The 16,734-nt window shown below is 70.5% G+C and carries 17 protein-coding genes and 1 pseudogene; 7 read left to right on the top strand and 11 right to left on the bottom strand.

Annotated elements, in window-relative coordinates; all coding sequences use genetic code 11:
• Both C1J01_RS12515 and C1J01_RS12520 read left to right on the top strand, forming a co-directional pair.
• A pseudogene (locus C1J01_RS12515) lies at positions 1-301 on the top strand (FAD-binding oxidoreductase); the annotation flags it as partial.
• Between the two features lie 79 nt (positions 302-380).
• Positions 381-1,310, top strand: coding sequence for an SPFH domain-containing protein (locus C1J01_RS12520; protein WP_235854400.1), 930 nt, complete (start codon positions 381-383; stop codon positions 1,308-1,310).
• 89 nt (positions 1,311-1,399) lie between these two features.
• Here C1J01_RS12520 and C1J01_RS12525 read toward each other — a convergent pair whose 3' ends face one another.
• Both C1J01_RS12525 and C1J01_RS12530 read right to left on the bottom strand, forming a co-directional pair.
• Positions 1,400-2,128, bottom strand: coding sequence for an LLM class flavin-dependent oxidoreductase (locus C1J01_RS12525; RefSeq protein WP_220039874.1), 729 nt, complete (start codon positions 2,126-2,128; stop codon positions 1,400-1,402).
• Positions 2,129-2,263: 135 nt separating this feature from the next.
• Positions 2,264-3,178, bottom strand: a complete 915-nt coding sequence (locus tag C1J01_RS12530) for an NmrA/HSCARG family protein (RefSeq protein WP_220039875.1) — start codon at positions 3,176-3,178, stop codon at positions 2,264-2,266.
• Between the two features lie 119 nt (positions 3,179-3,297).
• Here C1J01_RS12530 and C1J01_RS12535 point away from each other — a divergent pair, with 119 nt between their 5' ends.
• Positions 3,298-3,906, top strand: coding sequence for a TetR/AcrR family transcriptional regulator (locus C1J01_RS12535; protein WP_235854401.1), 609 nt, complete (start codon positions 3,298-3,300; stop codon positions 3,904-3,906).
• Positions 3,907-4,046: 140 nt separating this feature from the next.
• On the top strand, positions 4,047-4,187 hold the full coding sequence (locus tag C1J01_RS49775; protein WP_181448716.1) for a hypothetical protein: 141 nt from the start codon (positions 4,047-4,049) through the stop codon (positions 4,185-4,187).
• A 176-nt stretch (positions 4,188-4,363) separates the two neighbouring features.
• Here C1J01_RS49775 and C1J01_RS12540 read toward each other — a convergent pair whose 3' ends face one another.
• The gene (locus C1J01_RS12540; RefSeq protein ID WP_111179116.1) at positions 4,364-4,855 is read right to left on the bottom strand and encodes an FAD-dependent oxidoreductase; all 492 of its coding nucleotides are present in this window, start codon (positions 4,853-4,855) and stop codon (positions 4,364-4,366) included.
• 350 nt (positions 4,856-5,205) lie between these two features.
• Between C1J01_RS12540 and C1J01_RS12545 the strand changes: the two genes are divergently transcribed.
• Positions 5,206-5,847, top strand: coding sequence for a TetR/AcrR family transcriptional regulator (locus C1J01_RS12545; protein WP_235854402.1), 642 nt, complete (start codon positions 5,206-5,208; stop codon positions 5,845-5,847).
• Between the two features lie 168 nt (positions 5,848-6,015).
• Here the strand turns inward: C1J01_RS12545 and C1J01_RS12550 are convergent, their stop codons facing one another.
• Together C1J01_RS12550 and C1J01_RS12555 are read right to left on the bottom strand one after the other, a co-directional pair.
• Positions 6,016-6,792, bottom strand: coding sequence for a maleylpyruvate isomerase family mycothiol-dependent enzyme (locus C1J01_RS12550; protein ID WP_181448717.1), 777 nt, complete (start codon positions 6,790-6,792; stop codon positions 6,016-6,018).
• A 519-nt stretch (positions 6,793-7,311) separates the two neighbouring features.
• Positions 7,312-8,460: an FAD-dependent oxidoreductase gene (locus C1J01_RS12555; RefSeq protein ID WP_111179118.1), complete on the bottom strand. Its 1,149-nt coding sequence runs from the start codon at positions 8,458-8,460 to the stop codon at positions 7,312-7,314.
• A 53-nt stretch (positions 8,461-8,513) separates the two neighbouring features.
• Here C1J01_RS12555 and C1J01_RS12560 point away from each other — a divergent pair, with 53 nt between their 5' ends.
• Positions 8,514-9,206, top strand: a complete 693-nt coding sequence (locus C1J01_RS12560) for a TetR/AcrR family transcriptional regulator (protein WP_111179119.1) — start codon at positions 8,514-8,516, stop codon at positions 9,204-9,206.
• Between the two features lie 182 nt (positions 9,207-9,388).
• Here C1J01_RS12560 and C1J01_RS12565 read toward each other — a convergent pair whose 3' ends face one another.
• The gene (locus C1J01_RS12565; RefSeq protein WP_111179120.1) at positions 9,389-10,687 is read right to left on the bottom strand and encodes an MFS transporter; all 1,299 of its coding nucleotides are present in this window, start codon (positions 10,685-10,687) and stop codon (positions 9,389-9,391) included.
• A gap of 258 nt (positions 10,688-10,945) precedes the next feature.
• Here C1J01_RS12565 and C1J01_RS12570 point away from each other — a divergent pair, with 258 nt between their 5' ends.
• Positions 10,946-11,266 carry a hypothetical protein gene (locus tag C1J01_RS12570; RefSeq protein WP_146615570.1) on the top strand — a complete coding sequence of 107 codons (321 nt, stop codon included), beginning with the start codon at positions 10,946-10,948 and terminating at the stop codon, positions 11,264-11,266.
• Between the two features lie 72 nt (positions 11,267-11,338).
• On the opposite strand, the gene C1J01_RS12575 is transcribed toward C1J01_RS12570, so the two are convergent.
• The 5 genes from C1J01_RS12575 to C1J01_RS12595 are packed head-to-tail and all read right to left on the bottom strand — an operon-like array spanning position 11,339 to position 16,725.
• Positions 11,339-12,118, bottom strand: a complete 780-nt coding sequence (locus tag C1J01_RS12575) for an SDR family NAD(P)-dependent oxidoreductase (protein ID WP_111179154.1) — start codon at positions 12,116-12,118, stop codon at positions 11,339-11,341.
• Positions 12,115-13,356 carry an iron-containing alcohol dehydrogenase gene (locus C1J01_RS12580; RefSeq protein WP_111179155.1) on the bottom strand — a complete coding sequence of 414 codons (1,242 nt, stop codon included), beginning with the start codon at positions 13,354-13,356 and terminating at the stop codon, positions 12,115-12,117. The genes C1J01_RS12575 and C1J01_RS12580 overlap by 4 nt, the downstream gene beginning before the upstream one ends.
• A complete protein-coding gene (locus C1J01_RS12585; RefSeq protein WP_111179122.1) occupies positions 13,356-14,867 on the bottom strand; it encodes an NAD-dependent succinate-semialdehyde dehydrogenase in 1,512 nt (503 codons plus the stop codon). Before C1J01_RS12585 ends, C1J01_RS12580 begins: the two co-directional genes overlap by 1 nt.
• Positions 14,864-15,835, bottom strand: a complete 972-nt coding sequence (locus tag C1J01_RS12590) for a 3-hydroxyacyl-CoA dehydrogenase (RefSeq protein WP_220039877.1) — start codon at positions 15,833-15,835, stop codon at positions 14,864-14,866. The genes C1J01_RS12585 and C1J01_RS12590 overlap by 4 nt, the downstream gene beginning before the upstream one ends.
• 11 nt (positions 15,836-15,846) lie before the next feature.
• Entirely contained in the window at positions 15,847-16,725 is an 879-nt protein-coding gene (locus C1J01_RS12595; protein WP_111179124.1) for an NAD(P)H-binding protein, read from the bottom strand.
• Between the last annotated feature and the right edge of the window lie 9 nt (positions 16,726-16,734).

Raw genomic sequence — 16,734 nt, forward strand, 5'->3', positions numbered from 1 at the left:
CCATCCCACCTGCTCGTCCACCCGCCTGGGCCTGGACGCGGCCATCTCTCGGATCGCCCAGGCCGTCGCCGACCACGTGGTGGTTCCGGAGGGCTGGCAGTGTTGTGCCTTCGCGGGTGACCGCGGCCTGCTCCACCCCGAACTGACCGCCTCCGCCACCCGCGCCGAAGCCCTGTCCGTCGAGGCCGGGGACTTCGCCGCGCACGCCTCGCTCAACCGCACCTGCGAGCTCGGCCTCACCCGCGCCACCGCCCGGGTGTACCACCACCTCCTCGAACTGCTCGACCAGGCCACCGCCTGAGAATCGAGGTTTTCGAGGCCGTTTGCCGCTTTCGTGTTCGAATAGGCATACGCTCGGAGTAAGAGGGAGGGAGGCCATCGTGGTTACCAGCATCATCCTCGGCTTCCTCGTCATCGTCGCCTTCCTGGCCGTGTTCGGCGGCGTCAGGGTCGTCAACCAGGTCGAGCGTGGCGTGGTGTTCCGTTTCGGCAGGGTCCAGAGCGAGATCCGCCGGCCGGGGCTCACCTTTCTCATCCCGTTCGTGGACCGGATGAAGAAGGTGAACACCCAGATCGTCACGATGCCGGTGCCGACGCAGGAGGGCATCACCCGTGACAACGTCTCGGTCCGGGTGGACGCGGTCGCGTACTTCAAGGTGCAGGATCCGCTGCGGGCCGCGGTCGGGGTGCAGAACTACCTGTTCGCGGTGGAGCAGGTGGCGCAGACCTCGCTGCGCTCCATCATCGGCAAGAGCGATCTCGACGATCTGCTGTCGAACCGGGAGGAGCTCAACAGGGGGCTCGCGCTGATGATCGACAGCCCGGCACTGGGCTGGGGCATCCACATCGACAGGGTGGAGATCAAGGACGTGACGCTTCCGGATTCGATGAAGCGTTCGGTGGCGCGTCAGGCGGAGGCCGAGCGGGAGCGCCGCGCCCGTGTGATCACCGCCGACGGTGAGTTGCGGGCCGCGCAGAAGCTGGCCGACGCCTCCGCGATCATGGCGCGTACGCCGGGCGCACTTCAGCTGCGTCTGCTGCAGACGGTGGTCGAGGTGGCGGCGGAGAAGACCTCCACGCTGGTCATGCCGCTGCCGGTGGAACTGCTGCGCTTCTTCGACCATGCCGCCGATCGTGCCGCCGATCGTGCCGCCGGACGGGCCAAAGATCGTGCCGGCGAGGACGTGCCCGCGCAGGCGCGGCGGGAGACGCCCGACGAGAGCCGGCACACCACGCCGCAACTGCCGCCGTCCGACGAGTTCGCCAGGTACCTCGACACGCGCGAGACCGCGCGCCACCAGGACGCCTGAGGGCGTGGGCCGGGCTGTCCCCTTTGTGGGAACGTGTGGACCTCGGCGGTTCGCCCGGCTGGGCCGGTTGAGCGTGATCAGCAGCGCGCTCACAGCAGCCGCGCGGCCAGCTCCTGCCATTGACGCAATGGCGGCTCATCTGGTGTGGCCGTCAGCACGTGCAGGCTGACGTGATCCGCACCGGCGTCGAGATGCTCCGCGACCCGCCGAGCGAGGTCCTCGGGCCCGCCGGTGGCAACCAGAGCGTCGACCAGCCGTCCGGGAAGGGATTCGACATCGTCGAAACCCAAGTCGCGTAGCAGCCCGAGCCGGTTGGGCAGGGCGTCGGCCGCGTAGGCCCGGGCCAACTCGGCCGCGCGGGCACGGGACGGGTCCAGGACGACAAGCTGGGTGACCGCCAGCAGCGCTTGCGGCCCGAGCAGGCTTCTGGCCTGGCGGGTGTGCTCGACCGGCATGCCCAGCGGGTGCGCGCCCTGCGCGCGTTCGGCGGCGAGCTGGAGCATCTTCGGCCCCAGCGTGGCCGGCACCCTGGGCGGTGCGGGGACCGGCGGGCCGAACGGGGCGGTGTCCATCGCGTCCAGGTAGGCGCGCATGGTCGCCACCGGCGGGCCGAAGCGACGGCCGCGCACCTCGGTGACCAAGGCGGGATGGCCGACGCCGAGGCCGAGCAGGAACCGCCCGGGGAAGGCCTCGGCAAGCGTGCGCTGCGCAGCCGCGGCAGTGATCGCGTCGGCGGGCGTGGATGCCGGCGGCGCCGGTGGCGATGACCGTCTGCCGGGTGACCGACAGCAGCAGGGAGGCCTGGGCCATCGCTTCACGGCCGGTCGTCTCGGGAAACCACAGGGCCGGATAGCCGAGATCCTCGATGACGGCAGCCGCCCGGCGCAAGGCGACGGCGGGATAGCGGTCCATCTCGCCCGCCCAGATGCCGACCCGTCCGAGGTCGAGCGCGTTCATCGGTCCTGCTCGGCGGTGTCCTGGGCGGCCAGGAAGCCGGCGATCCGGGCTGCGCCCGTGCGCTCCAGCCAGGTGCGCAGGTCGATCAGGCCAGGGTGAAGGGCGCGGGCGAAGGAGACGTCGGCGCGATAACCGCGTTCGTTGAGCCAGGTGTAGGCGAAGGCGTACTCCTCACCCGCCTGAGCAATCACCTCGATCGGGATCTGGACGTACGGCAGCGGCCGGCCGACGGCTTCGGAGATGGCCGCGGCGATCCGTACGGGGGTCAGTTCGTCCCCGGCCAGGTCGACCGCGCGGCCGATCCAGTCGCCCGGCTGGGCGAAGGCCAGGGCGGTGAAGGCACCGACGTCGTCGACGGCCATGATCTGCTGGGGCACGTCGGCGGCGAACGCGGCGGCCACGGTGCCGTCGTGCAGGTGGTAGGAGCCGGTGTAGTTCTCCATGAAGGAGACCGGGCGCAGGAAGGTCGCGGGCAGGCCGAGCCGGGTGATGTGCTGTTCGATCCGCCACTTGTTGATCGTGTTCTGCGGCAGCCTTTCGGTGTTGTGGCGGCCCGCGCCGGCGAGCGAGGCGTAGACCAGGTGCCGCACACCGGCGGCGTGGGCCGCGTCGGCGACGTTGCGGCCCCAGCGGACCTCGTCCTCGGCCGAGAAACGCGCCGGAGTGCCCGGGGAGCCGACGGTGGGCTGCACGCTGAACATGCCGTAGGCGCCCTCGGCCGCGGCGACGAGCGAGGCGATGTCGTCCATCTCGGCGCGGACGACCTCGGCGCCCGCCTGCGCCAACGCTCGGGCCGGCGCGGCGTCCGGATCGCGCGTCACCGCCCGTACCCGCCAGCCGTCGGCGAGCAGCCGCGCCGTCACGGCCCGGCCCTGCAGGCCGGTAGCCCCCATCACCACGATGGTCCTCACGATGTGTCTCCCGACGATAGGCATGCGGAAGCCACCCACCTAACTGGGGTGGCCCTCCGGTTCTCGGATGAGTACGATATGGAGGGCCACCCCGTTTTCGCAAGCCCGCCGGAGATCACATGCCGCCAGACAGCCGTACGGCCTCGCCCACGCGGCCGATGCGCGCGGACGCGCGCCGCAACTACGACCGCATCCTGGCCGCGGCCGCCGAGGCCATCGCCGAGCACGGCGCCGAGGCGTCCCTGGAGGAGATCGCCCGGCGCGCCGGGGTGGGCTCAGCCACGCTGCACCGGCACTTCCCTTCCCGGCGACGACTGCTGGAGGCCGTCTTCCGCGACAAGGTCGAGGCCTTGTGCGCCACCGCCGCCGACCTGGCCGCCGACCCCGACCCCGGACACGCGCTGTCGACCTGGCTCCGAGCCGTCGCCAGGCACGCCGTGTCCAACCGCGGCCTGGCCACCGCCTTGATGCAGGGATCCCATGACGGCGATCCCACCCTGGGCGGCACCTGCCACAGCATGATCACCAGCGCTGGAGCAGACCTGCTGCACCACGCCCGCGAGGCGAATGCCGCACGACCCGACGTCACCATCACGGACTTGCTCAAACTCGTCAACGCCATCTCCCTGGCCGTCGAGCAGGAGCCCGACGGCGCGGACCAGGCCGACCGGCTGCTCACTCTCGCGCTGACCGGAATACACTCCGCGGCAGAACCAGCGGGGCGTTAGACGTCTGTCACACCGGCTGCCGACGCGTCACCCAAGCCCAGCTCGGCGCCCGCCGTCGCGCAGGCGACTCGGCTGTCACATCGCCTTTCGGGAGGCGGCTGCTCCGTGTCCATCGTGACGTTCATCCTGAGACCGTTGGCGTGACGACCACGGCCGCAGTCGAGCGTTTCCTCGACTCCCTCGCTGCGGTCACCGTCCGCGCCGGCTACGCCGAGTCCCTCATCCGGCTGACGGCCCGCACCATCCGGTCACCGCCCTGCAGCCTGACCACTCCGCGATGATGGACCTCTGGAACGCCGCGACCTGGAACCGGAACCTATCCGTGCCGACCTCGTTCACCACCTGATCCCAGCGCCAGAACCGCTGGCCGCAGGACGGTACAACGAAGCGACCGCTCCATCCCGGCACCGCCTTCCTCCTCAACCCCTCGATCCCGGGACGGACACGGGCGTGGTCATCATCTGCCCCCGCCTGCCGCCGCCTGTTGCCATCCGGCGGTGACGTCGTGGGTGTACAGCCAGGACGTGCCGCGCTCGTAGAAGAGCCGTAGCGCCACCGGCATGAAGAGGTTGCGCAGCCGACGTGCGAGAGGACCGGCGGTCTTGGCGTCACGGTTGGCGCTGGCGGATTTCACCATCTTGGCGATGCGAGCCCGCCGCTGCCGCGCATAGCCCCCCAGGGCGGCGGCGACGTCGGCGTGCTCGAGCGCGCGAGCCAGGACCACGGCGTCCTCGATCGCCATGGACGCGCCCTGCCCGGCACCGACCGGGTGGCCGGCGTCGCCGATCAGCACGATGCGGTCGCTGTGCCAGATCGGCACTTCGGGCAGGACGTGCATGAGGGTGGGCCGGTGCCAATCGGTCGCGGCGGCGAGCACGGCGGAGGGCATCTGCTCGTGCCGGTAGAGCCGCTGGAGGAGGTCCAGGTCGACCGCCTCCAGATCCGGCACGCGCGGACCGTCCGGCCCTGAGTGACCGCGCCCACCAGGCGCTGCCCGGTGATGATCTGCGCTCCGGCCCGGACCGCGTGGGCGCGCAACACTTCCACCAAGTGGCCGCGCATCAGCGTGACACTCATCAGCGAGTCGTCGGCGAGCCGTCCGCGTGGGGTGTCGCCCAGCAGCTTGCCGGTCTCGGCCCACAATCGCTGGCGTGCCACCTGCCGGCCCGCCTGCTGGACCGCTGCCAGGCAGCCGAGCGAGTCGAGGGCCCTCAGTCCGTTGCTCGCCAGGCTCAGGAACGAACCGACCGTCCCCGCAGGGCTGCTTCTGCTGTCAACCACGTCTTCGAGGAGGGGCCCGTGAGCGGGGTACGCAAGGCCAAGGCGGCCGAGACCCAGACCGCCCTCAAAGACGCCGCGCGCCGGCTGTTCATGGAGCGCGGCTACCTGAACACCAAGATCACAGACATCACGGCCGCGGCCGGCCGTGCCACCGGGTCGTTCTACGACCACTTCGCCGGCAAGGAGGAACTGCTCCAAGCCCTGATGGCCGACCTGGAGCAGCAAGCCGACGCCGAGGTCGCGGCCTGGGAACACCCGCGCGACCATGACCTGTCGGATCACGATCAGCTGCGCCGGCATCTGGCCGTCGCCTGGCGCGCCCACCGCGAGCATCTCCCGGTGATCGTGGCCCGCCTCCAGTCGGTCATGGCCGACAACCCCGCCTCCGGCCGGGCGTGGGCCACCTTGACCGCCGAGACCGACACTTTCCGCGACCACCTAGAGTGGCTGCGCGAACAGGGACACCCGCTCCCCGGCGACCCCACGCTCGTGGCCGCCGCGATGGGCGCCATGCTCTCGATGTTCGGCTACGCCGTCCTCACGGCCGGACCTGGCGCTCCGCATGCCTCCGACGACGAGATCATCGACACCTTGACCAGCCTGCTCCTGCACGGCCTCGCCGGCCCCGGCGCCCCCGCCCCCACAGACCCTGTCACCTGAACAGTTCGCTACACACAGTCTCAGGCTGACGCACGAGGGGCCCGCATTCGCCTCTCACGGCGTTTTGTTACATGGTGGCCCTGCGGGAAGGCACTTGCCGTAGGAAACGGGTCGCTTTGCGGGTGCATCCCTCAGCTCTCTGGGCGCGAGGCTGCATCCAAGCGTGGGTCAGCCGGTGACCCAGTCCATGTGTTGGATCCAGTGGTCGAGCAGCGCCCGATCCCCCTGCAACTCCAGCGCAGGAGCCGCATCCAGTGGGCGACGCCTGCTGATCACGAGCAGGAGCTCGACGGCTGGGCCGCGTACCACGACGTCCGCCTTGGTGTGGGTGCGCTCCAGCACGACCATGTCCGGTTCCCGGCGTGCCACCCACTCCCCGGGCGCGTCGGTCGCGTGGAAATGCAGGGTCTGACCGCGCCCGCGCATCGCATCGGCGAAGCCTGGCCTGTTGTCCCAATAGCCGCGGGACGTCATCACGTCCAGCCAGTCCTCGATGGCCGCGACGGCAAGCTCCGGCGCCAGCTCGTACCGCATGCCGAGCGCCGCAGCCGCGTCCGCACGATGCACGCAAGCCTCGCCGAACAGCCGACGCGACCAGAACGGCACGCCCGCGGCGCCGCCCGACGGATCCCACACCGCCGTGTCATCGGCGACCGATGCGAACGCCTGTCTCGCCTCGGCCGCGCCGTCGCTCAGCCAGGCGCGCCACTGGCCCGAATCGGTCGGACCCGGAACGTAGCCGGCGTACGCCCTGCTCGGCTCGGTCATCTGCTCGCCCACGAGCATCGCGACCATACGCTGTGTCCCGCCGACATGGTCGACCAGATCGGCCAGCGTCCACTTCGGACATGTCGGCACCGGGGCCGCCGCATCCCTGCCGTGCACCCAATCGGCGAACGTGCTCGTCTGCTCGACAACGGCCTTCAAATACGCGGATGTGTCCATCGCTGCACCTCCAAGTGCTTTGCGATCTTCCCGAAGCTCGCGGGCCACATGTGTGGCACTATGCCGGAAAACAGGGTGCCGTGGTTGCGTTCGACTGTCGTGAATGACATCCGACAGCAAACCGAAAGGCCACATCGTTAGCCGATGGCGGGCGTAGGCGCGGGGGTGTTGGCCGGCGTCCGCCGGCGATCCGGGTCTGAGTGCGCGCACTGAGGGGGTGGCCCGCAGCGGTGTGCCCGTCGGCACCCGCCGTATTCTCTGTCAGCGCGTAGATCGGCGCCCCCGCCGGAGCCGGCAGCGCCTACCGGTCGTCCTGCACGCCCGTGGCCCACCCGCTCCGCTGCGGTCCGGCACCGGGATTCCGACCCGCGATATGGAAGGTTCTTCCAAACCGATCATGGGCCAGGCTCGATCAGAGGGTCTGCCTCGGACCGCCTGGTGGCGGTAACCCGACTCACTCAAGAACCGCGGCGGTGCCGTGCAGCCGTGGCGGGTTGCTGGTGCTCTCGCGTTCGGCGGTCAGGATGGTTGGACTTCGTCGAAGAGGGCGAGGGCTTCGGTGGGGTCCGGGCTTACGAGGCGTTCCAGACCGGCCGTCGTGATCTTCGCCCACCTGCCGGCCCGTGCCCACATCCGTTCCTCGAAGGCGCGGACGGCCTCGTCGAGATCGCCGCGGGCGGCGGCGACGGACTCGGCGAGTTCGGCGCCTTCCAGCATCGCGAGGTTCGCGCCCAGCCCCAATGGGGGCATCAGGTGGGCGGCGTCGCCCAGCAGCGTCACCCCGGGGACGTGGGCCCAGGTGTGGGAGACGGGCAGGACGTAGAGGGGGCGGTGGACGAAAGCGGTGCCGTGGCGGAGGAGGTCGAGGACGGGAGCGGCCCAGCCGTCGAACAGAGTCAGCAAACTCGATCGCACGGCTTCGACGTCGGACAGGTCCAGGCCCGCGCGCCGGTTCACGCCCATATGCAGGCTTGTGTGCCAGTCCAGCGGCGCGCGGAACTGGGCGTACACCTTGACGTGGCCGCCGCTGTTGCGCTGGGCGACGAGGGCGCGGTTCACGCCGTACACGGCCACGGAACCGTCGCCGATCAGCCGGGCGAGGTCGGGGTGGCGGGTGTCGACGTCGTCCAGGGAGGTCTCGACCAAGGTGACGCCGGTGTAGTGCGGCGTCACGGACGAGACCGCCGGGCGGACCCGGGACCAGGCGCCGTCCGCGCCGACCACGAGGTCGAACGTCTCCTGCCGCCCATCCGCGAAATGGACCAGCACGCCATCCCGGGTCGCCGGCACCACCTCGGTCACGCCCCGCCCCCACTGAACGTCCAGGGAGCCGAGCAGCAGGTCACGGAGTTGCCCGCGGTCGATCTCGGGATTGGCCCGGTCGTCCGGAAGGGGTTGCCAGTCGCGCAGCACCGTCCCGTCCGTGTCCAGGATGCGCATGGCCTGCCCCTCGGGACGGGACAGCGCCTGGAACTCCGCCAGCAGCCCCGCCTTGCTCAGCGCGAGCTGGCCCAGGTTTTCGTGCAGGTCCAGCGTGCCGCCCGGAGGACGGGCGTCGGGTGCGGGATCGCGTTCGAGGACGGTGACGGGGTGATCGTGGCGGTGCAGGACGCGGGCGAAGGTAAGCCCGGCGGGGCCGCCTCCGATCACGGCGATACGATGTCTCATGTCGATACACTGTATTTTGGTAATACGGTGTATCGCAACACTACGATGTATCCATGACTGTGTGGGACCGGCCGGAGCCGCCGACTCGCCCTGCGCCGCTCGACCGGGAACGAATCGTCGCCGCCGCCATCGCGCTCGCCGACGAGGGCGGGCTGGAGGCGGTGTCGTTGCGCAAGGTCGCCGCCCGGCTGGACGTCGGCCCGATGCGACTGTACGGATACATCTCCACCAAGGAGGAGCTGTTCGACCTCATGGTGGACGAGGTCCACGCCGAGATCCTGCCCGAGGAGCTGCCCGGCGACTGGCGGGAGGTGCTGCGCGTCCGCGCCCACCGCACCAGGCAGGCCGCCCTCCGTCACGAATGGCTGGCCGACCTGCTCGGCGGCCGTCCCACCCTGGGCCCGAACGCCCTCGCCGTGACCGAGGCCACGCTGGCCCCCTTCGACGGCCTCGCCGACCTCGACACCGTCATGCACGCCGTGGAGACCCTCAGCGCCTACCTCACCGGCGCGATCAGGCGCGAGATCGCGCACCTGCGGGCCGAGCGCGCCACGGGCCTGTCCGAGCGCGACTGGCAGCGCGCCTCCGGACCGCATGTGATGAGGATGCTGGCCACGGGCCGCTTCCCGATGCTGGCCAAGGTCGTTCACGACGGCACGGATGTGGATGCTGAGACGTCCTTCGCGACCGGCCTGGACTGGGTCCTCGACGCCGTGGCCGCCAAACTCGCCCGGCCGCCGGCGTGACGCTCAGGATTTCCAGGTGACGTCGCACTCACCTGCTCGACTGGTTCAAGGGCAAGCTCTCTTACCCATATGACGCCATCGAGGCGACCTGGAACGGCGCACATCGGCGAGGAGGTGATCATCTCCACTTTCAGCCGGAGACGCGGCTCCGGGTGCCCGGAGCCGCGAGCGACCGGGTGTCGTCAGGCGATCGGCTGGTGGGTCAGCCCCAGATCGGTGCCCTTGGGTTCCTTGACCGCCGTGACGGCGGCCAGGGAGATCACGCAGAGCACCATGATGTAGGCGCCGACGGACAGGGCGGAGCCCGTGCTCTGCACCAGGGCCTCGGCGATCGTGGGGGCGAACGCGCCGCCCAGGATGGCGCCGAGCGCGTAGCCGATGGCCACGCCGGAGTAGCGCACGGAGACGGGGAACATCTCGGCGTACATGGCGGACATGGGTCCGTACGACAGGCCTAGGCCGATGGTCAGGACGATGATCGCCACCGTGAAGAGCCAGATGCTGCGGGTCTCCATCAGCAGGAAGAGCGGAATCATCCAGACGAACACGAGCGCGTAGCCGATCTGGAAGGTGCGGACCCGGCCGATCCGGTCGGACAGCACCCCGCCGTACAGGGTGAAGACCAGCCAGCCGACCGACCCGACCACCGTGGCGAGCAGGACGGACGGCCGGGGCAGGCCCAGTGTGGTGGTGCCGTAGCTGATGAAGTAGGCGATGAGGAGGTAGCCGGCGGCGTTGTTGGCCACGAAGATCAGCGCGGTCAGCACGACGTTCTTGGTGTTGCTCCGGAAGAGGTCACGCAGCGGCGCGGAGGAGGTCTTGGTGCGCTGCTGCAGTTCCTTGAACACGGGGCTCTCCTCGACGGCCCGCCGCACCAGGTAGCCGATGATGATCAAGGTCAGGGAGAGCAGGAACGGCACCCGCCACCCCCACGCCTGGAACTGCTCCGGCGTGGTCACCGTACTCATGATCCACAGGACGCCGGTCGCCAGGATGAGGCCGATCGGCACGCCGATCTGGGGGAACGCGCCCCACCATCCGCGGCGTTCGCGTGGCGCGTGCTCCACCGACAGCAGGGCGGCGCCGCCCCATTCGCCGCCCGCGGAGAAGCCCTGCAGGACGCGCAGGAGGATGAGGGCGACGGGCGCCGCCACGCCGATCGTCTCGTAGGTGGGGAGGAGGCCGATGAGGGTGGTGGCCACGCCCATGAGGAGCAAGGTCAGCACGAGCATGCGCTTGCGGCCCAGCCGGTCGCCGTACCGGCCGGCGATGATCGCGCCGAGCGGCCGGAACAGGAAGCTGATGCCGATCGTGGCCAGCGAGATGAGCGTGGCCAGGCCGGGGGCCTGCTCGTTCACCGGGGCCAGGAAGAGCGGGCCGAACACCAGGCCGGCGGCTTGGGCGTAGATGAAGAAGTCGTACCACTCGATGGTGGTGCCGGCCAGGGTGCTGGCGAGGACCTTGCGGTCGTCGCGCGTCATGGAGCGTGGTTCACCTGTCACGTTGGACTCCGTTCCTTGCTCGGGGGGTCTGGTGGCGCGCTCCAGCGCCACCAGGGCGGATTCGCAGGGGTGCCCTGCGTGTTGGAGGCCGAGCACGCAGCATGGCGTCCATGACGGCAATGTAGGTGTCCGTGCCCGTCTGTCAACAGTGCGGGAAAGCCGCAAGTGAAACAATGCCGGGGACCCGATCTCCCGTTCCTGGTGTCACGCCTGTCTGAGGGCGTGACCATGGCCGCCATGACACTGGGGAGCCTGCTCGACCCGCTCGGTCTGGATCTCTCCTCGGCGAAGGCCGTCGGCCAGGCGCTACGGCTCGCGGCCGAGACGACCGGAGCGCCGGCGGTCAACTGCGCGAACGGCCTGCCCGCCGAGGTCATGGAACAGGGGCGCGCGGCGGATGCCACGGTCGTGGCGGTCAATCCGCACGTCCGTTGGAGCCGCCTCTACGGGATGGTCTCCGCGCGGCCGGCCACCCAGCCGACCACCGGCGAGCCTGCCTCGGGTCTCAGCGGAGGCGGGCGTACGCCGCCGAGCCGGGCTCGGCGGCGTACGCCGTGAATGCTCACATGCCGTTCGAACTGCACGGACGTGCGCAGACAGGCATGTGCACGTCCAGGGTGCCGGCCTCGCTCATGCTCCTGCCCATCCCCCGTCGATGATGAGCAACTGACCGGTCATGTAGGCCGACGCGTCCGACGCCAGGAAGACGGTCGGCGCCGCGAGCTCCTCGGGTGTGCCGAACCGGCCCGTCGGGATGCGGTCGAGCAGCTTCTGCCGGCGCTCGGGGTCGGCGAAGAGGTCCTTCGTCATCGCCGTTTCGACGTAGCCGGGCGAGATGCCGTTCACCCGTATGCCCTGGTTGGCCCATTCGCGGCTGAGTGCCCGCACGACGCCCATCAGTCCGGACTTCGCGGCGTTGTACGCGACGAGGTCCGGCAGGCCCAGGACACTCGTAAGGGAGGCGACGAACACGTGGTTACCAGGGCGTCCCGCGGCGATCTGCCGGCGGCCGATCTCCTGGCTGAGCAGGAACGGCGCCGTGAGGTTGACCTGGATGACCCGTTGCCAGGCGTCCAGCGGGAAGGTCACGGCCGCCTCGCGGTGCTGGGTGCCCGCCGAGTGCACGACGATGTCGGTCGGCCCGCCGAGGGCCGCCTCCGCGGCGTCGGCCAGCCGTACCACCTCTTCGGTCGACGTGAGGTCGGCCGCGACGACGTGGGAGGTTCCCCCGGCCTCGGCGATGAGCGCCTGAGTCTCCTCGAGTTGCGCCGTGCTGCGCGACACGAGTGCGACGTTCGCACCCGCGCCGGCGATGCCGACGGCGATCGCCTGTCCGATGCCGCGGCCGGCGCCGGTGACGATCGCACGCTTGCCCGCGAGCGAGAAGATGTCGAGATACGCCCGGCTCATGACCACCACGACCGATCTCCCTTGAATGCCTTGTCGAGGATCAGCCGCATCGACTCCTCTGTGAGCGGGCGTGGGTTGTTCGCGGTCAGGCGGGTCGCCAGCATCGCCTGGGCGGCGACCTCCGGAATGGCGTCGGCGTCGAGGCCGAGCTCAGCGAGGTCGCCGGGCACGCCGATGGCCAGCAGGATCTCGTCGATGCGTTCGATGCCGGCGTGGGCCTGGTCGATGTCGTCGGCGGTGGCGTCTGCCACACCGAGCAGCCGCCCGATCTCCGCGAACTCCGGAACGCGTTCCGGCAGGTTGAACCGCATGACGTACGGCAGCAGGGTACCGACGCCGAACCCGTGCGGAGTGTGGGTGAGTGCCCCGATGGGCGACTGAAGGGCGTGCGCGCCCGCCGTGCCGGTCGTGTTGATGGCAAGCCCCGCGTGCAGCGCGGCCCGCATGGTGTCGCTGCGCGCCTCAAGGTCGTCCGGAGCCGCCATGACCCGCTCGAGCGAGGTGCCGAGCAGCCGGATGCCGACCCGGCAGTGCTCGTCGGTGAGGACGTTCTTGCCGACGTAGACGTAGCGGTCCTGGGTGCCGGGCTCGGGGTTCTTCGAGCGAGCGGTGAACGCCTCGACGAGATGCGAAAGGGCATCGGCTCCCGTGGCGGCCGTGAGGCTGGGCGGGCATGTCAGGGTGAAGACGGGGTCGACCACCGCGACGGTCGCCTCGAGGTACGGGCTCGCGATGCCCACCTTCATCTTGAGGTCGGGGTCGTAGACGACCGAGATGCAGGTCGACTCGGCGCCTGTGCCACCCGTGGTGGGAACGGCGACGATCGGCACGGTCGGCCCGGGGACCTTGAACTCGCCGTAGTAGTCGGACACGGAGCCGCCGTGCGTGAGCATGACCGCCGCGACCTTGGCCATGTCAAGGCAGCTCCCGCCGCCGACTGCGACGACGACGTCGAACGTGCGCCCGTCCTGCCTGGCGAGCAGGTCCTCGACGTTGGTGCGCGGCAACTCGGCCTCGACGTCGGCGTAGACCGACACGTCGGCGCCTCGCTCGGCCAGCGACTCGAGGATCTCGGCGAACTCGGCGCTCTGCTCCATCCGCCGATCGGTGACGATGAGCGCCCGGTTGCCGATGGCGGCGACGGCTCCGGCGATCGAGCGTCGTTCGCCGGGTCCGAACAGAATCGTCTGCGGCTGCCGGACGACGCCGAAGCCGGTGAGGTTGACGTTGCGGGACATCACCACTGCGCCCTTTCGTCGTCGATGGTGAGCGCGATGTAGTGGGCCTCGAGGAACTCCTTGACGCCCTGGTCTCCGCCCTCGCGGCCCAGGCCGGAGGCCTTGGTGCCGCCGAAGGGCGCCACCGGGTCCGCCATGATGCCGCGGTTCACCCCGACCATGCCGCATTCGAGCTCCTCGCCGATGCGGACGGCACGCGAGATGTCGCGCGTGAACAGATACGCGGACAGGCCGTACTCGGTGTCGTTGGCGAACTCGATCGCCTCGGCGACCGAGTCGACCGTGTAGAGCACCGCGACGGGGCCGAACAACTCGCCGCACGAGAGCCGCGACGAGCGATCGACGCCGCGCAGCACCGTCGGCTCGTAGAAGAACCCCTCACCGGGGACGGCCTTGCCGCCCGTGAGGAGTTCCGCCCCCTCCGCGACCGCACCCCGCACGAGCTGGTCGATCCGCTGCCGCTGCTGGGCCGAGATCATCGGTCCCATCTGCACACCGTCGGCGAAGCCCGGGCCGACCTTGAGCGTCTCGACCGCCGCGGTGAACTTCGCGGTGAACTCGTCGGCGATGTCGCGGTGCAGGATGATGCGGTTCGCCGCGACACACGCCTGACCGGCGTTGCGGAACTTGCAGACGACCGCCTCGCGCACTGCGAGGTCGACGTCCGCGTCATCGAGCACGATGAACGGCGCGTTGCCGCCGAGCTCCATCGACGAGTGCGTGATGTGCTGCGCGGCGAGCGTCAGCAGGTGCGCCCCCACCGCGGTGGAGCCGGTGAAGCTCAGCTTCTTGAGGCGCCGGTCGGCGAGCAGGGCCGTGGAGGCGGTGTCAGAACGCGTCGTGTGGATGAGGTTGACGACCCCGTCCGGCACACCGGCGTCCTGCAACGCCTGCACCAGCAGGGCGATGGTGAACGGGGTCTGCTGCGCCGACTTCACGACGAGCGTGCACCCGGCCGCGAGAGCCGCGCTCATCTTGCGGGCGCCCATGAGCATCGGGAAGTTCCAGGGTGTGATGAGCAGGCTGGGCCCGATGGGCTGCAGCGACGTCACGACCCGGTAGCCGGGGTTGGAGCCGGGCCCGAAGTCGCCGTGCAGGTGGCCGACCTGTTCGATCGCCCACTCGAAGAAGCCCACCGACAGTTCGAACTCGGCGGCCGCCTCGGCGCGCGGCTTGCCGCTTTCGACGACCATGACGTCGATGAACGCATCGGCCCGCTCGCGCACGAGGTCGTGAGCGTCGCGCAGCAGGCGCGCCCGTCGGCGCGGGTTCAGTGACCCCCAGGCGTGCTGTGCGTTCACCGCGGCGTCGAGCGCCTGCAGGGCCTCGGTCTCGGACGCGTCGGACACCATCGCGAAGGCCGAGCCCGTCGCCGGGTCCGTCACCTCGAACGTCGCGTCGAGGTCGACCCACCTACCCCCGATGTGTATGCCGGTGGGCACGTCGTGCCCGTGAATTCGCGTCGTCCGCCGGCCGACGCCGCGCGGCGCCTCCAGGGTGGCTTCGGTCATGCCAGTTCCTTTCCTGTCGACTCCGCCGGCGCGCGGCACAGACGGCGTTCGTTCTGTTGGTCGAGGTGGTGCCGCAAGCCGGCCAGCCGCCGGTCACGCCACATGGTGCGGTCCTCCCACTCGTCGAGCGGGAGGATCGCCCGGCGTTGCGCGGTCACCTCCGCGACGAGCTCGGGCGTCCACGGGTCGTGCTGCCCCCGTTCCGCTCCCATCCGCTCGTAGGCCGGTCCGAGGCGGACCGCGTGGGCGGCGATGCCGCCGCGGGTGTTCAGGTCGGCGGTTTCGAAGGGGCCGACGACCGCCCAGCGCAGCCCGAGTCCCTCGCGCACGATCGTGTCGAGCCCTTCGACGTCGATGACGCCGTCGCGGACGAGGCAGTAGGCCTCCCGCAGCACGGCGCCCTGCAGGCGGTTGTAGACGAAGCCCGTCACTTCCGCGCCGAGCACCACCGGGATGAGGTTCGCCGCCCGCAACAGCTCCGTGGCGCGGGACACGACGTCCTCCCCCGTGAACGGCGCGGGCACGACCTCCACGACGCGGATGAGGTAGGGCGGGTTGGCCGGGTGCAGCACGAGACATCTGTCGCGCCCGGCGAGCTCGCCGGCGAACTCGCCGGCCCCGAACGCCGAGGACGTGGAGGCGAGGATCGCGTGGCGGGGCGCGGTGGCGGCGATGTCCCTGAACACCGCGCGCTTGATCTCGAGATCCTCCGGCGTGCACTCGAACACGAGGTCGACGTCGCCGATCGCCGCCGCGAGGCCGGCCCCCACGGAGACCCGCGCCGCGACGTCGGCGGGCGACTCTGCCAGGAGACCGGCCTCCAGCAGGAGCCGGAGACGTTCGTCGAGCCGGGACGGCACGCTCGCGGCCATCTCGCTCGACGGTTCGTGGATCCGCACGCGGCTCCCGGCCCCGGCGAAGACCACCGCCATGGCGAGGCCGATGCTCCCGGCACCGACGATTCCCACGGCTGGGGCGCTCATCGCCGTGCCTGCCTGCGGGCCACGCTCTCCTCGATGGTCATGGCGCGGTGGCCGGTGAAGGCGGGGACGACGTCGGTGAGCGAGCCGAACTCGCCCTTGGCGATCGCCTGGAACCAGGAGACCCAGCGCTCCACCTCATGGGCGTCGTCGGTGCGGCTGCGCCATGCGATGGCGTCCTCGACCGATTCCGGCTCGTACACGTAGTGCCGCCCCGTGGCCCGGGTGAGCTGCTCGGCGGCCTCGCCCATGGTGACGGCCTCCGGCCCGGTGACCTCGAGGATCGCGCCGTCGACGTCGCGCGGACCGGATGGTCCCGACGCGAGCACTTCCGCCGCGACGTCCGCGATGTCGTCGTGGTCGACCGCGGCGAACCGCCCGTCGCCGGCCGGCCCTCGGATCACGCCGTGCTCGTCGGCCCGGGCCGTGAGCATGCTCGCGTAGATCGAGGGGCGCAGGACCGTCCAGCGCACCGGGCTCGCGGCGAGGTACTGCTCGGTCTGCCAGTGGTCGCGTGAGTGGGCGAAGGTCGCGTGCTCGGCCGCGCCGACGAGTGAGACGTACACGATGTACTGCACGCCGCAGGCCACGGCGGCATCGATGGCGCACGCGTGCTCCTCGAACCGGCGTGGGGAGAGGCCGCCGGACACGAGGAACAGGGTCCGCGCACCCTCCAGCGCGGCACGCATCGCGGCGTCGTCGCCGTAGTGGGCCGGCCCGCGGTGCTCCGCGCCGGCGAGCGCCGGCAGACGGGACGGGTCGCGGGCGATGAGGGCCATCGGCACGCCACGCTGGGCCAGACGGGCGGCGACTCGTGACCCGAGCGCGCCGGTGGCACCGGTGACCGCCATCAGGCCGGAGGGTTCTTCGCTGAACATGTGGATTTC

The sequence above is a fragment of the Nonomuraea aridisoli genome (genome assembly GCF_003236395.1).
Classification (GTDB): Bacteria; Actinomycetota; Actinomycetes; order Streptosporangiales; family Streptosporangiaceae; genus Nonomuraea; species Nonomuraea aridisoli.

What these genes read in the sequence shown, in the direction of transcription:
- C1J01_RS12570 (WP_146615570.1), top strand. Translation starts at nt 10,946, where the DNA reads ATGACACTGGGGAGCCTGCTCGACCCGCTCGGTCTGGATCTCTCCTCG.
- C1J01_RS12555 (WP_111179118.1), bottom strand. Translation starts at nt 8,460, where the DNA reads ATGAGACATCGTATCGCCGTGATCGGAGGCGGCCCCGCCGGGCTTACC.
- C1J01_RS12565 (WP_111179120.1), bottom strand. Translation starts at nt 10,687, where the DNA reads ATGACGCGCGACGACCGCAAGGTCCTCGCCAGCACCCTGGCCGGCACC.
- C1J01_RS12595 (WP_111179124.1), bottom strand. Translation starts at nt 16,725, where the DNA reads ATGTTCAGCGAAGAACCCTCCGGCCTGATGGCGGTCACCGGTGCCACC.
- C1J01_RS12550 (WP_181448717.1), bottom strand. Translation starts at nt 6,792, where the DNA reads ATGGACACATCCGCGTATTTGAAGGCCGTTGTCGAGCAGACGAGCACG.
- C1J01_RS12575 (WP_111179154.1), bottom strand. Translation starts at nt 12,118, where the DNA reads ATGAGCCGGGCGTATCTCGACATCTTCTCGCTCGCGGGCAAGCGTGCG.
- C1J01_RS12585 (WP_111179122.1), bottom strand. Translation starts at nt 14,867, where the DNA reads ATGACCGAAGCCACCCTGGAGGCGCCGCGCGGCGTCGGCCGGCGGACG.
- C1J01_RS12535 (WP_235854401.1), top strand. Translation starts at nt 3,298, where the DNA reads ATGCCGCCAGACAGCCGTACGGCCTCGCCCACGCGGCCGATGCGCGCG.
- C1J01_RS12560 (WP_111179119.1), top strand. Translation starts at nt 8,514, where the DNA reads ATGACTGTGTGGGACCGGCCGGAGCCGCCGACTCGCCCTGCGCCGCTC.
- C1J01_RS12580 (WP_111179155.1), bottom strand. Translation starts at nt 13,356, where the DNA reads ATGTCCCGCAACGTCAACCTCACCGGCTTCGGCGTCGTCCGGCAGCCG.